Annotated in this window: 17 protein-coding genes; 15 read left to right on the top strand and 2 right to left on the bottom strand. The window is 41.6% G+C overall.

Going from position 1 to position 14851, the window contains the following annotated elements; translation table 11 throughout:
• Window positions 1-84 precede the first annotated feature (84 nt).
• The 11 genes from RUMAL_RS10440 (at window position 85) to RUMAL_RS10390 (ending at window position 9496) form a co-directional block, all read left to right on the top strand.
• Window positions 85-2181: a glycogen debranching protein gene (locus RUMAL_RS10440; RefSeq protein WP_013498710.1), complete on the top strand. Its 2097-nt coding sequence runs from the start codon at window positions 85-87 to the stop codon at window positions 2179-2181.
• A 22-nt stretch (window positions 2182-2203) separates the two neighbouring features.
• Window positions 2204-3397, top strand: a complete 1194-nt coding sequence (locus RUMAL_RS10435; protein WP_013498709.1) for a DNA polymerase beta superfamily protein — start codon at window positions 2204-2206, stop codon at window positions 3395-3397.
• A 4-nt stretch (window positions 3398-3401) separates the two neighbouring features.
• Entirely contained in the window at window positions 3402-3890 is a 489-nt protein-coding gene (locus tag RUMAL_RS10430) for an acyl-CoA thioesterase (protein ID WP_013498708.1), read from the top strand.
• Window positions 3891-4011: 121 nt separating this feature from the next.
• Entirely contained in the window at window positions 4012-5019 is a 1008-nt protein-coding gene (locus RUMAL_RS10425; protein WP_013498707.1) for a tyrosine recombinase XerC, read from the top strand.
• A gap of 1 nt (window position 5020) precedes the next feature.
• Complete coding sequence (locus RUMAL_RS10420; RefSeq protein ID WP_013498706.1) at window positions 5021-5392, top strand: RidA family protein; 372 nt, start codon at window positions 5021-5023, stop codon at window positions 5390-5392.
• A gap of 210 nt (window positions 5393-5602) precedes the next feature.
• The gene (locus RUMAL_RS10415) at window positions 5603-6508 is read left to right on the top strand and encodes an alpha-hydroxy-acid oxidizing protein (protein ID WP_013498705.1); all 906 of its coding nucleotides are present in this window, start codon (window positions 5603-5605) and stop codon (window positions 6506-6508) included.
• A 144-nt stretch (window positions 6509-6652) separates the two neighbouring features.
• A complete protein-coding gene (tnpA, locus tag RUMAL_RS10410; protein WP_013483496.1) occupies window positions 6653-6970 on the top strand; it encodes an IS66 family insertion sequence element accessory protein TnpA in 318 nt (105 codons plus the stop codon).
• Complete coding sequence (tnpB, locus tag RUMAL_RS10405; protein WP_013498704.1) at window positions 6964-7296, top strand: IS66 family insertion sequence element accessory protein TnpB; 333 nt, start codon at window positions 6964-6966, stop codon at window positions 7294-7296. Before tnpA ends, tnpB begins: the two co-directional genes overlap by 7 nt.
• Window positions 7297-7413: 117 nt before the next feature.
• Window positions 7414-8925 (top strand): IS66 family transposase, encoded by a 1512-nt coding sequence (gene tnpC / locus RUMAL_RS10400; RefSeq protein ID WP_013483805.1) that lies wholly within the window; start codon window positions 7414-7416, stop codon window positions 8923-8925.
• A complete protein-coding gene (locus RUMAL_RS10395; RefSeq protein ID WP_043550632.1) occupies window positions 8915-9127 on the top strand; it encodes a hypothetical protein in 213 nt (70 codons plus the stop codon). Before tnpC ends, RUMAL_RS10395 begins: the two co-directional genes overlap by 11 nt.
• A 3-nt stretch (window positions 9128-9130) precedes the next feature.
• The gene (locus RUMAL_RS10390) at window positions 9131-9496 is read left to right on the top strand and encodes a hypothetical protein (protein WP_043550757.1); all 366 of its coding nucleotides are present in this window, start codon (window positions 9131-9133) and stop codon (window positions 9494-9496) included.
• Window positions 9497-9601: 105 nt separating this feature from the next.
• Here RUMAL_RS10390 and RUMAL_RS10385 read toward each other — a convergent pair whose 3' ends face one another.
• Window positions 9602-10426 (bottom strand): sugar phosphate isomerase/epimerase family protein, encoded by an 825-nt coding sequence (locus RUMAL_RS10385; RefSeq protein ID WP_013498703.1) that lies wholly within the window; start codon window positions 10424-10426, stop codon window positions 9602-9604.
• Between the two features lie 267 nt (window positions 10427-10693).
• Window positions 10694-11941, bottom strand: a complete 1248-nt coding sequence (gene glyA / locus RUMAL_RS10380) for a serine hydroxymethyltransferase (RefSeq protein WP_013498702.1) — start codon at window positions 11939-11941, stop codon at window positions 10694-10696.
• Between the two features lie 283 nt (window positions 11942-12224).
• Here glyA and RUMAL_RS20780 point away from each other — a divergent pair, with 283 nt between their 5' ends.
• From RUMAL_RS20780 to RUMAL_RS10360, 4 genes are all read left to right on the top strand, one after another.
• Window positions 12225-12680, top strand: coding sequence for a DUF6985 domain-containing protein (locus tag RUMAL_RS20780; RefSeq protein WP_013498701.1), 456 nt, complete (start codon window positions 12225-12227; stop codon window positions 12678-12680).
• Window positions 12681-12701: 21 nt separating this feature from the next.
• Window positions 12702-13364 (top strand): hypothetical protein, encoded by a 663-nt coding sequence (locus RUMAL_RS10370; protein ID WP_013498700.1) that lies wholly within the window; start codon window positions 12702-12704, stop codon window positions 13362-13364.
• A 246-nt stretch (window positions 13365-13610) separates the two neighbouring features.
• The gene (locus RUMAL_RS10365) at window positions 13611-14366 is read left to right on the top strand and encodes a nucleoside phosphorylase (RefSeq protein ID WP_013498698.1); all 756 of its coding nucleotides are present in this window, start codon (window positions 13611-13613) and stop codon (window positions 14364-14366) included.
• An 18-nt stretch (window positions 14367-14384) separates the two neighbouring features.
• Window positions 14385-14849, top strand: coding sequence for an N-acetyltransferase (locus RUMAL_RS10360; RefSeq protein ID WP_013498697.1), 465 nt, complete (start codon window positions 14385-14387; stop codon window positions 14847-14849).
• The last annotated feature ends 2 nt before the right edge of the window (window positions 14850-14851 follow it).

Raw genomic sequence — 14851 nt, 5'->3', positions numbered from 1 at the left:
ATTAATTATAAAATAGTTTATAATATATAATAGTGCTTGTATGCGATTCGCATAAGGTACAATACCGTATAAGGCTGTGATAATATGAAAAATTCTTCAACTTACAAAGCTACTGATATCATCGCAGGTTTTGAATGCCGTCCCGGTATATATACTCTTAACGGTGCTTCTGCGATGCTGAAGGCTGTCAATTTTACTATCCATTCCGCTAACGCCACAGGTTGTTCGGTGGTGCTTTTCAAGAGGGGTGAAACAAAACCCTTCGCTATAATACCTATACCTGACAGCTACCGAATAGGAGATACATGGTCAATAATGATCTATGATCTTGATATATTCGAGATAGAGTACTGCTACCGCTTTTCGGGTGAATATGATCCTAAAAAAGGACATCTTTTCAACAGCAAGACCAATATCCTTGATCCTTATGCAAGGGCTGTTACAGGTCAGAGCGTTTGGGGAAAAAAATCAGGGGCGGAGGACTGCTATCATGGCAGGATAACTACCGATAAATTTGACTGGGGTACCTTTGTAAAGAGAAATATCCCATTCAGTGATCTCGTTATTTATGAACTTCATGTCAGGGGATTTACTAACAGCCTGACTTCTGGAGTAGAGCATCCGGGAACTTTTAACGGTGTTATCGAGAAGATCCCTTACCTGAAAAAACTTGGCATTAATGCGATCGAACTAATGCCTGTATTTGAGTTTGATGAATTATATGAAGAGCGTCAGCATAACGGCAATCTTCTGATGAATTACTGGGGTTATAATACCACTTGTTTCTTTGCTCCGAATACAAGCTATGCCTCCAGCGCAGAATATAACCATGAAGGTGACGAACTCAAAAATCTTATACGTATCTGTAATGAGAATGGCATACTCGTTTTTCTTGATGTAGTCTTTAATCATACTTCCGAAGGAAACGAAGACGGTACGGTATTTTCTTTCAAGGGTCTTGACAACAGCGTGTATTATATGCTAACTCCGGATGGTAAGTATGTTAATTTCAGCGGCTGCGGAAATACCATGAACTGCAATCATCCTGTGGTACAGCAGTTTATTATTGACTGTCTGCGATACTGGGTCATCGAATACAGGGTCGACGGCTTCCGATTTGATCTTGCATCTATCCTTGGAAGAAGTGAGGATGGTACCCCTATGGAGAATCCTCCTTTGCTAAAGACTATAGCTTATGATCCTATTCTTAGCGGCTGTAAACTAATAGCGGAAGCTTGGGATGCTGGCGGCCTTTATCAGGTCGGCAGCTTTCCGTCATGGAACCGATGGGCTGAATGGAACGGAAGATTCCGTGATGACCTGCGCTGTTTTCTGAAAGGTGATAACGGCAAAGCATGGGCGGCTATACAAAGGATAACCGGTTCGGCTGACCTCTATCCGCCGGAACGCTGGCATAATGCATCTGTTAACTTCCTGACCTGCCATGATGGTTTTACAATGTATGATCTATACTCGTATAATATCAAGCATAACGAAGCCAATGGCTGGAACAATACCGATGGTGATAACAGCATGACAAGCTGGAACTGCGGAGTTGAGGGAGAAACCGATGATCGCGAGATCATGGGGCTCAGGATGCGTATGATCAAAAATGCCTTTGCTACACTTTTTTTCAGCAGGGGTGCTGCTATGTTCTATGCCGGCGATGAATTCTGCAATACCCAGTTCGGAAATAATAATGCCTATTGTCAGGATAACGAGGTATCATGGCTTGATTGGTCAAGACTGAAAAAATATCGGGAGATCCATGATTTTGTAAAGGATATGATCGCTTTCAGAATGAAGCATGAAGTCATTCGCCATGCAACAAATGAAGGAGCTTTTGGTTTCCCCGATACCAGTATACATAACACCACCGCCTGGAATGATAAGACAAATGATCATGACCATGTGATCGGCGTAATGTTTGCTGGGAAGGATAAAAAGGGTAACAGCGATGCAGTATTTATAGGTATAAATGCATATTGGGAGGATTGTTTCGTGGAACTTCCCCAACTTCCTGAAGGCTATGACTGGAATATTGATTTCTATACTTATGTACCATATAAAAAAGGTACTGATTTTAACGCCCTAATTTATAGAAATAATAATACCTATCAGCTTAAACCCAGAAGTGTTATCGTTGCATCAGCTATAAAGAAGCTTGGACTGTACAGATGATAATATGAGAATTAATGATAAAATGGATATTAACAGAATAATTTCTGATCCCGGATACAGCTTCCTTCGTCAAGATCACTATCTTGGTGAGCGTATAGCTCTGCTGACTTTCGGCGGAAGCATTTCCTATGGATTGAATACACCGCAGTCGGATATTGACATCCGCGGCATTATAATGCCTGAACCTTCAGATCTTCTTGGCTGTGGTTTTATAAGAGAAGGTTCACAGCGTTCTAACGACCATTATATTTATGGTGCAGGCGGATTTGAACAGTATATAGACCGTACTACGGATACTACACTTTATGTGCTTGGCAAGATAGTAGGGCTTTTTTACAAATGTAACCCTAATACAATTGAAATGCTGGGCTGCAGACCCGAGCATTATGCTGAAGTCAGTGAATATGGACAGTTACTTCTTGATAACAGGGAGTTATTTCTTAGTAAACTTGCTTACGATTCATTTGCAGGCTATGCAAGGGGACAATTTCAGAGGCTGAAAAATGCCATAGGTAAGGATAATGGTTCAAATGTATTCAGATGCATTAGTCTTGCCGATTCTATTGAACGCATACAGCGCCATCTTGAAGCAGAGTGCCCTCATTATACACGAGGAGCCCTTAAAATGTTCGTTACAGATAAAAATGGTGAATCTGTAACGGTCAACGGCATTCCTGTAGATGCTTATGATGTTGGTATCCTTTTTAATGATACGGTTACTGAGGTCACAGTAAACGGAAAACCGATAAGTGATGATGAAGTTCAGCTTTGCTTCTCCCTTGATATAGATAGGCTTCCTGCTGTGGAATTCAATATCATTTCAAATGAGATAACTTCTTGTCTTAAAGAATTCAATAAGCATCTTGGTCACCGCAATCATAAAAAGGACACTTACCATCTGAATAAACACGCCATGCATCTTTTGCGTCTGTATTTTATGGCAGAGGATATACTTGCTCGCGGTGAGATAATCACATACCGTGAAAAGGAGCATGACCTGCTAATGAGCATAAAAACAGGCGAATATTTCAATGATGAACAGAATTCACTTTCTGCTGAATTTTTTGATATGGTGAACCGGATGGATAAAAAACTGCTTACTGCATATGAAAACAGCAAGCTGCCTGACAGACCTGATGCTAACAAGGTCAGCAGATTACTGACGGATATTAATATGAGATATCTTGACAGCTGTAAAAAAACGGGAGGAATATAGAAGTATGACGTATCCAAATGGATTTAAACGGAGTTGTGATTCTGTTACAGAGATAACCAAACTTATCCAGTACCGTGATATAAATGGAGAAAACCGTCTTTTTGGCGGCAGGCTTATGGAATGGATAGATGAAGCTGCAGGAGTTGCTGCTATGCGTCATTGCGGAGGTAATGCTGTTACACTTATGGTGGACAGCCTTAAATTCAAACACGGTGCTTTCATAAATGATATCGTCGTACTTATCGCAAAGGTCACATATGTCGGAAGAACATCTATGGAGGTGCGTGTTGATACTTATGTTGAAGATAAAGGCACCGGTATACGACGTGCAATAAATCATGCGTACCTTACTTGCGTTCATGTGGACGAAAACGGCAGACCCAAACCCATAGGATATGGTCTTATTCCCGAGGGTATAACAGAAGAGGCTGAATGGGAGGGTGCAAAAAAACGCATCGAGATACGCAAACAACGTACAGCAGAAGGTTTTTGACCGCGAAAGCTTCGGGAAATATATCCCGAAGCTTTTATTGACTTATTTTAAATGTTGGTGTATAATCATAAATATTGAAGTTATACCAAACATTTTTATATTATGATATGGAGATCAGAAAATGAAAAAAGAATATTATGATGATTGTCCGGAATATCTTGCTGATTTTCTAACATATATGCAACTGGTAAAAGCCCGCGGTGACAGAACAGTTGAAGCTTATTATATTGACCTGAGGTCATTTCTCCGGTATCTACGAATAAAACATAAGGATATCGATACGAACAATGTTCCTTTTGAGGAGATGACCATATCGGAAGTTCCGTTTGAATATGTCAGCAAACTAAGGCTTATCGATGCTTATGATTATCTTAAATGGCTGGCAGACGAAAGATCAAACTCGGTAAAGACACGTGCGCGGAAGACATCTGCGCTAAAACAATTCTATTCTTATCTTTACCTGAAAAAGAATTCGATCCCTTCTGACCCACTGACTCAGCTTGAACTTCCGAAGCTTCCGAAGACTTTGCCTAAATATCTTTCTCTTGAAGATGCACAGCGCCTTCTTTCTTCAATTGAATCAGATCACTTTGAGCGTGATTACTGTATGATAACATTGTTCCTCAACTGCGGTATGCGTTTGTCTGAACTCTGTGGATTGGATATTGGCGATTTCAGCTTTGAGAGCGGGACCATAAGGCTTTTCGGTAAGGGTCAGAAAGAACGTGTGGTATATATCAATCAGGCGTGTATCGCTGCTCTTAAAGCGTATCTGCCTATACGTCTTTCAGTACAAACACAGGAAAAAGCTTTGTTCCTCTCGAACAGAAATACTCGTATATCCCGACGAAGGACACAGGAGATAGTTGAGGAGAGCCTTAAAAAAGCGGGTCTTGGCAATCTTGGAATAACGACACATAAGCTTCGTCACACAGCCGCTACACTTATGTACCAGTACGGGAACGTAGATACCTTGGTACTTAAAGATATACTCGGACATGAAAGCCTTGCGACAACTGAGATCTATACCCATCTGAGTAATGAGAATCTGAAACAGGCCGCTGAAGCTAATCCGTTGTCAGGTCAAAAGGCAAATAAGAGTAATAAGAAAAAAGATAGGGGAGATTGATATGAGCGAGATCATAAGAAAAGATGTTAATGAGGAATGGGCGCATTCCGGTATCATCAAGGCAGGAAATAATTATTATATAAATTACTGTGCTGGTAATGTTGGCGGAACTGTCGAAGAACAGATAAACGGTGCATTCGATGAAATGGAAAAACGTCTTGCTTTGTTTGGGCTTACACTTGAAAACGTAGTTCAGATGGATTGTCTTTTCCGTGATGTGTGGAATATACCTATAATGGAAAAGGTGATAAAGGAACGATTCAATGGCAGATATCCTGTGCGCAAATCTATTCAGACTGAGTTTGCTCATATCGGCGGAGGGAACGGACTTCATTTCCAGGTAGATGGCATAGCATACAGCGATAAGAAGTAAAAATATGGATCGTATCTATAAATCAGTATATAAGATCTTATATGAAATAACGTATTATCATCATAACAAGCTGTCCCGTTCGGGCAGCTTGTTTGCATATTTGTTCTATTTTTACGTTTAAAGGTGATACAATTTTCTTTTGAAAGATGTTATAATAGTTTTATCGAGCAGATGACAGATTCGTATTATGAGATATCGAAGGAGGATATTATGCAGGATATAAGACTCAGAGATGCTAATGTTATAACGCAAAGATATATGGATTCAATATTGTTTAAAGAACGTCTTATCGATTCTGTTAAGGCGGATATAAGTATGACTTTTCTTGGTGAGAGATTCAGTATGCCTATCTTCATGCCAGCATTTTCACACCTTGGTAATATGGGCGGAAGAGAGCTTACCGGTCTGGAGGAATATTCTATTGCCGCTAAGGAAATGAATGTGCTAAATTTTGTTGGCATGATGGAAAATGATATGTTTGAACGAATCATCAGGACCGGTGCAAAGACCGTAAGGATAGTCAAGCCTTATGCAGATAATGCTAAAGTTCGCGATCAGCTGAAATTTGCAGAGGATTGCGGAGCATTTGCGGTAGGTATGGATATAGACCATATTTTCGGAGAAAAGGGTTATGATATATGTGTTGGAGAAGAAATGGCTGCTCAGACTTCAGATATGATACGCTCATATATCGAAGCATCAGGCCTGCCATTCGTAATAAAGGGCGTGTTGAGTGTTGAAGATGCAGTTAAATGTGCTGATCTCGGTGCTAAGGCTATAATAGTAAGCCATCACCACGGAAGACTGCCCTATGCTGTTCCGCCTATGATGATGCTTCCGGATATTAAGAAAGCACTTGAAGGCAGGGGAGTAGAGATAATTGTTGACTGCGGAATTGAGAGCGGAGCTGATGTATATAAATCACTTGCCCTTGGTGCTGATGCTGCTGCTATCGGCAGAGCTATGATGCCATCGCTTGGAAAGGATGGTGTACAAGGTGTGATAGATCTATTCACATCTATAGGTGATGAGTTAAGGTATGTTATGAGTTTTACGGGATTTGCTGATACGGAGAAAATCGATTCTTCTGCACTTATATTCACAAATAATTATTAATACGTAAGCGTATAACCCCCAGCACCTACCCCACCGAAGTCTAATAAAGTATAATAAACTCCAAGGAACACCATGAAGTAAATTGAATAATCCAAATTGATCCATGGAGTTCATTGGAGACGATTAGACAAGGAGGTAACAGGTATGGACAAAACAACATCCATCACAACAATCAAAAAAGAAATGCAGCTTCAGGAATGGTCTGCGCAGATCAAAGCACAGCAGGCAAGCGGTCTGACGATCCGGGAATGGTGCAAAGAAAAAGGGATCAAGCCAAACACGTATTACAACCGCCTAAGAAAAGTTCGTGAAAAGTATATCGAAAATTCTCCGACCATCGTTCCTGTATCAGTTCCTTGCTCAAACGAAAATATCCGCATTGAGAAAAACGGACTTCAAATATCTCTTCCGGCAGATATATCTGCGGACACTCTGACCGCTTTGGTGCATGAGCTATGCTGAATGATCTGGCAGCGGACGCACAGGTCTATCTTGTTACGGGATACACCGACCTTCGACGCGGGATAGACGGACTTGCGACTATCGTTCAGGCTCAGCTTCGACTTGACCCGTTCTCGAAAGCATTGTTTTTGTTCTGCGGCAGACGTTGTGACCGCATCAAAGGTCTGCTGTGGGAGGGCGATGGTTTTCTGCTGTTGTACAAGCGCCTTGACAACGGAAGATTCCAGTGGCCGCGCAGTGAGACCGAAGCAGTAATGCTCACATCTCAGCAAATTCGCTGGCTTCTGGAAGGCTTAGAAAATAGAGCAGCCGAAGGCTATCCGTGAGGGAAAGCCGGGGGCGCTGTATTAAGGCAATACTTACCGAATATTCAGAATATGTGCTTGAAAAGCCCCTCTTTTCGTGGTATCATTAAAGTATCATAACGAACGGAGGGGTGCTTTATGTCCGAACCAAATATGACATCGGAAATTGTATCGCTCCGTAATGAAAACGCTGTTCTCAAGGAAGAACTAGCACTTGCCAATCAGCAGTTAGCGTGGTTCAGAAAGCAGATATTCGGAAGAAAAACAGAGCAGACATCTGTTGTTATGGAAAAGGAGTTCGGTGTTCAGCTTTCCATGTTCGGAAACAATGAAGAAAAATCCGCAGCTAAATCTGCCGAAACAATTACTGTTCCCGAACACAAGCGCAAGAAAAAACGCACTCACGATGAATGGATGAACAATCTGCCTGTAAAAGAAGAACATCACAAAATTGACAACCCGGTATGCGAAATATGCGGCGCCGAAATGGAAGAACTGACTCCCGAAAAGGCTTACGATGAACTTATATTTACGCCGCCAAAATATCATATCCGCAGGCATATAGTACATAAGTACAAGTGTCCCGAGTGCGGAGAAAAGCCCGAAGAAAGGGACGAACCTTGTCATATCATCCGTGCGCCATATCCTCACGCTATGATCCCGGGAAGCTATTGCTCTCCCGAACTTCTGGCTCATATCATCTACGAAAAATATGCAAAGTCAGTACCTCTGCACCGTCAGGAAAAGGACTTTAATTCCAAAAACATACCTCTGCTCAAAGCGACTATGTCTAATTGGGTAGGCACTGCTGCCGAAAAATGGTGTTTGCCGATTGTGGAGAAAATGCATGAGATGCTTATCGCAGGGCAGATGATCCATGCCGATGAAACGACCGTTCAGGTGCTTCACGAGGAAGGCCGAAAGCCTACCACGACATCAAGAATGTGGGTCTACTGCAACGGCAAAATGAATGACAGGAGCATCATCATTTTCGATTATCAGCCGACACGAAAGGGTGAGCACGCCTCGAATTTCCTGAAAGGATTTATCGGCTATCTTATCTGTGACGGATACGATGCCTACAATGCAGTCGAGGGTGCTAAGCGATGCGGCTGTATGACTCATGCAAGGCGTGGTTTTATTCAGGCTCTTCCGAACGACCAAAAGCTGCACAGCACTTCTGTTGCGGCAAAGGCAGTAGAATATTTCAACAAGATATATCACGAAGAAAATCTGCTTGCCGACAGCTCCACAGAATACAGATATAAACAGCGCCTTGTGAAGGTAAAGCCTTTGCTTGACGAGTTTTTTGCGTGGCTTGAAAATGTTCAGGTCAGTGGTAAGGGCAAGCTGACAGATGCAGTAAGATATGCGTTGAATGAACGGAAATATCTTTACACGTTTCTTGAAAACGGAGACGTGCCTATCGACAACAACAGAGCCGAAAACGCAATAAGACCGTTTGCGTTAGGCCGAAAAAATTGGCTGTTTTCAAATACAGCAAACGGAGCCAGATCAAGTGCAACGCTGTATTCGATCATTTCAACTGCACAGGCGAACGGTGTTGATGCTGAGAAATACCTGACCGAGCTGTTTTCACAGCCTGCGGGAACGATATTATTACCATGGAGGGAAGAAAATGAAACTTAGTAATGAAGATGCAAAGCTGTTTTATGAACTGTTTTTTCCACTGCTTGACTATGTGAACAGAGAATATCATATACTTCCTGAGGAAGATTATTTCGGGCAAGGAATGATCGACCCACAGGATGCTGCGGAGGTTGCCCACTTTTTATGGGAACGGACATGGATCATTGATGATTATCTTGAGCGATCGGATCTGCCCGAATAACACATGGAGATACTTAAAAGCTGGAAAGGGTGCATCACCGGCAGATTTATCATTGAGCGACATTGGAAAAAGGGATCGGTATTTATATCGATCGATGACAATTCTGTTTTTCTTGTAAACGGCATTGTCAGCAGTTGGGAGGAAATGCTGAGAAATGCACCGATGCCAACTTTGCTTGATGCAGCGCTTCTGCCATTTAAAAATGCGATCATTTCCGATGGCCTGTATCTGTTATGCCGATCATATTCGGTCCGAACAGCAAAGCTGATTTCAAAGAAATATACATGGACGCAAAGAGAAATGGAGAAATCAAAGCCAGAATATGATGTTACAGCCGGGTGTTATCTGCCCGGCTGTTTGCTTTTATGATGCGGGGGGTTATACGCTTACATTAATACTGTAAAAAAGACCTCATCGGTGAGTTTACGATGAGGTCTTTGTATTATAGTATATCACTGATATTTACTGACTGTATCAGTAAAGTCCTTCAAGTTCTTCCTTTAAAAATCCGAGATATTCAAGGTATTCTTCGTCCGTGTCAAGATGTTCCAGTATGATCGGCATATCTTTGTCTAGCTCATTGAGTTTGCCTGCATAATATCTGAGAGGAAATTCACCTTCTCCGGGCGCACATTCTGCCAGTTGGAATGTGTATTCCTCTTTCAGGTGAACATCCTTTATATGGCAGCTTCTTATGTATTTACCAAGTTTTTCTATACATTCATCTATGAATTCTTCGCAGGCGAAATAGCGCTCTGCCGAATTGATCATATTTATTCCGTCGAGATGAACCGCGAATCTGTCCCTGTCCACCATTTCAAGAAGCTTCAGATATTCATTCGGTCCGGTAGGTATCATCCATGGCATTGGCTCAATGGTGAAATAGGTGTTTTTAACATTTGCTCTGTCAATTATCTCACGTATCATAGCGGCAGTTTTTTTCCATGCTTCATCGGTGAAATTTGCTTTGTAGTGACCATCCCATCTTTTGCCGAATGCACCTGCAACGTTGACTGCACAGCGGGCACCAAGGTAGTCAGCTAACCTGAGTTGTTCTACACAGTAATCAAGGTTTATCTTTCTTTCTGCTTCATTTGATGCAAGTGCATTTCGCCATATGCCAACCTCTGCGATCGTAAGTCCGTGTTTATTTGCGGCATTTTTGTATTCGTCTATTCGATCCTGTGGTTCATCTGAGTTTACAGGAAAGTTTACTGCTCTGCAGCCAAGTTCTTTATGTTTTTTTGCCCACTCTTCTGCGGAAGAATGACTAAGGGGTGATGATGTACCTAATCTCATAAATTACCTCCGATGCTGGTATTCTTTTGCTGTCTTAAATAATTTCAGAAAGTTTCTGCTTGCAACTTTTTCACACGTATTATATCACATACTTAGTCATCGTTGTTTTAAATATACTTAAAAAAATAGAAAAAAACTATAATTTTTGATCATATCCAATGATACTTATCCGTTTTGATTCGGTTTGTTCATTTTTATTAACAGTAAAAAACCGCAGAACATCAAAAATGATGAACTGCGGTATAAATCAAATTATATTTATTCAGATCATTCGTACAGAGGATACTTCTTGCAGATCTCTGTTACCATTTCTCTTACCTTGTCAGCATTAGCGTCAAAGTCAGAAGCTGTCAGGTAGATGCACTCAGCGATAACATCCATGTCTTCCTCAACAAGACCTCTTGTAGTAACTGCGGGAGTACCGATACGAACACCGCTTGTTACAAATGGGCTTTCAGGATCATTAGGGATAGCATTCTTATTAACGGTGATGTAAACCTCATCCAGATCATTCTGAAGCTTTTTGCCTGTGATATTGAAAGGACGAAGGTCAGCCAGCATCAAGTGATTGTCAGTGCCGCCGGATACAAGTGCGAATCCCTTGTCAACCAGACCCTTAGCAAGTCTCTGAGCATTCTTTACTACCTGCTCTCCGTAAGCCTTGAATTCAGGCTTGAGAGCTTCACCGAAGCATACAGCCTTTCCTGCGATAACGTGCATCAGAGGACCGCCCTGTGTGCCGGGGAAGATAGCGCTGTTGAACTTCTTAGCCAGTGCCTCATCATTGGTCAGTATCAGACCGCCTCTGGGGCCTCTCAGAGTCTTGTGAGTTGTAGTAGTTGTAACATCAGCAAAAGGAACAGGAGAGGGGTGCATACCTGTAGCTACCAGTCCTGCGATGTGAGCCATATCTACCATGAAGTAAGCACCAACGGACTTAGCGATCTGAGAAATGCGCTCGAAGTCGATAATTCTGGGGTAAGCAGAAGCACCTGCAACGATCAGCTTAGGCTTAACTTCCTTTGCCTGCTTCTCCATAGCGTCATAGTCGATGAAACCTTCATCGTTTACACCATAAGGAACAAAGTTGAAATATTTACCTGAAATATTAACAGGTGAACCGTGTGTCAGGTGACCGCCGTTGTCAAGGCTCATACCCATAACTGTATCGCCGGGCTGGAGCAGTGCGAAATAAACTGCAGTATTAGCCTGCGCACCGGAGTGGGGCTGAACGTTTGCATACTTAGCACCGAACAGCTTGCAAGCTCTGTCAATAGCGATCTGCTCAACGATATCAACGTCCTCACAGCCGCCGTAGTATCTCTTTCCGGGATATCCCTCAGCGTACTTGTTTGTCAGAACACTGCCCATAGCAGCCATAACAGCGGGCGAAACGATATTCTCGCTGGCGATTAGTTCAAGATTTCTTCTCTGGCGAGCCAGCTCTTTGTTCATAGCTTCGCCGACTTCTTTGTCAAATCCGGTAACAAAACCGATTGAATCAAGCATCTTCATAATATAACTCTCCTTGTTTAAAAATTTGTACAAAAAGCAACATATAAATATTATACATTATTTTTCTGAAAATAGCAAGGGGTTTTCATATTTTTTTCTGAAAAATGCAAAAAAATAATTATTATGATGCAATTGTTCGGGATAATGATTTATACGCTTATTGAATACTGAACTTACAGAATCGGTATTTCATGTTGAATCTATTGACTTTTCCTGCACTTTCAATTATAATTGTATCAGCACTCAAAATCACATTGTATAAAAACGAAGGATGTGAATAAATATGAGTATCGAAAAAAATTACGAGTACGACGGTGCTTGGTTCGGAAAAGAAAAAGTCAGCTTTAATGGTCGGGTATATGAAGTTGATGTGCAGATTGACAGTGATGACGAGGATATGATTCCCGACAATGCAAAAGAAGTTCTTACCGATCTTTTAAATAATATGGAAAATTACACCTCAAAGGTCGCAGATAGTATTCTTGATTACTACAATGACCGCAGAGATGAACTCGGATATTCAGATGAGGAAAATTCCGATTATCCTGAGATAGATACCGCTGAGGAGATACTTGATATGGTTTCGCTTATAGGTATCACCGTTCCCGATCAGGACGACTATGACGATACAGCTTTCTCTCTTGTTTTCGATTGTACATGGGATAAAGAAAACGGAGTAGGAGTGTGTCTTGAAGGCGGAGAGGTTGAAGATGTAGGCTTTCAGGATATAGCTTTATAAAGAATAGCATAGAGGTGTGTCATGAATACTATCGAACTGAAAAAGATAATAACATCCCAAAAATGCGAGAATGATAGTTTCGTGATCGATGGTAAACCTTTGTATGAATATCTTACTAAGTGGTATGAAGAACTGCGGCTTGGACAGATACAGAAGTTGCTGGCACATGTTGATGATCTGGTCGTAACGTGGACAGCTTCATTCGATAATGATGGCGATGCCAGATTTATGCGATGGCTACTTGAAAAAGAAAAACTTAATCTGCCTATATTGTCATGTCCAGATGATCTCGATTTTTCATGTATCGTCATTGTAGCCGAAGTCGAAAAAACAGTAGATCATGTTTATTGGAAACGCATAGGAAAAGTTAACCATTCAATAGAAAAACTTGAAGAAGAAAAAGAACACGGAATTGTTCTTGTCGATACCTATTCCGATGAAGACTGGAAAAAATACGCCGATGCAGCGTTTATGCGAGTAAACAGTGCGGAGTGGCGGGGATGGATATCCACTCACTGGTCGGAGGAACTTTTTCGCCGACGGATCAATTATACTTACCACTGCTATCAGGACGACAGAAATATCGATTGGATATATGACTGCGATTGGTGTTTTGACAGGATAGAGTATGAGTTACTCGTTTCATCCTGTTATCCACGCTGGTGCATGGATAACAATGGGTGATGTCCTGCATACCACCGTACTTGACAATATCCGTTTAATATGGTATAATAACAATCACAAGGGAGGCGGCGTTATGTTCGCATTTAAGGTCATGTACAATAATAATATAGTCATGTCGGGCTGTGCGGGACGAGCCGTTTTCGGATAACTGCTATGGCTTTTTTGCTGTGGCTGAGTTTGGAAGTTCGGTGCGTCTGCTAGCGGACGCACTTTTTGTTTTAGATGCTGTAAAAGAGGAGGCGTAATATGAGTTTGCTTGATTCATTCGATAAAGACGGTGAGGAAATACTGCGTCCCGATATGATATTTGCTCATACCGATGATATTCCTCAAAAACTCATCGTTGTATTCAATATCAATACAGTGAACAGTATTCTCGAACGCTATGATTGTACCGAATGTTCAGCAAGAATGTCTGCTGGACTGACTATACCGATTTACAGTTTTAACTATAAAGGTGATACTATAGGATTTTATCTTTCACCGATCGGAAGTGCTGCTTCCGTCGGTATAATGGAAGAAATTGCTTTTAAAAAGGATAAAAAACTGTTGTTCTTCGGTTCGTGCGGCTCGCTCGATAAGGATATATCATCAGGCAAACTCCTTGTTCCTACTGAAGCTTACCGTGATGAAGGCACAAGCTACCACTATGCCCCGGCATCTGATTATATAACAATAAAGTCTGCCGACAGACTGGCAGAAGTATTTGATGAGCTGAAAGTGCCTTACTGCAAAATGAAGATATGGACCACCGACGCATTCTACCGAGAAACAAAAAGAAATATGCTCGCTCGTAAAGCAGAAGGCTGTTCTGCAGTTGATATGGAATGTGCAGCTCTTATGGCGTGTGCTCAGTTCAGGGGTTATGAGGTCTACGAGTTCGTATATGCCGCTGACTGTCTTGACGGTGATGAATGGGATATGCGCATACTTGGAAGCGGCGAAAAGGATATCTGCGGCACTATGGCAGATATTGCTATTGAAACTATTATAAGATTGTAATATATTTGGAGTGATACCATGAGAAAACTCAGCTTTGAACAGATAACAGCTGAAAATGTCGGAATTCTTATCAATGATATTCCTGCGGCAAAACACGTTGAAGATACTGTTATTGAACACAAAGGAGTAGTCTTCGCGCTTAAAGACGGAGTAAAATATATAGCAGCATCTGTGATGATATTTGATATGAATACCGATATACTTACCGTTGCCATGCGTAAACTTTACCTCTCGGATTTGTTTGTCTGTGATAATGCAGAACACGGAATAGACGGCATGATGTTGGAATATACTGCTGACAAAGCTAAAAACATGGGATTTGAACTAATTACTGTGCAGGTAAGCACTGATGATCTCAGAACTATAAAGTTCTATTGTTCGCAGGGATTTGATAAGATCGTAAAAGTTAATATTTCTGGTAAATATCTGGTCCTGCAGCGTGATCTTAATGTAAAACTAACTTGCTGTGGGTCAACCGTATAGGA

Source organism: Ruminococcus albus 7 = DSM 20455 (assembly GCF_000179635.2).
In the GTDB taxonomy this organism is placed as follows: domain Bacteria; phylum Bacillota; class Clostridia; order Oscillospirales; family Ruminococcaceae; genus Hominimerdicola; species Hominimerdicola alba.
Note: the sequence above shows the minus strand (reverse complement) of the source record. Positions and strands in the feature narration are given on the sequence as shown.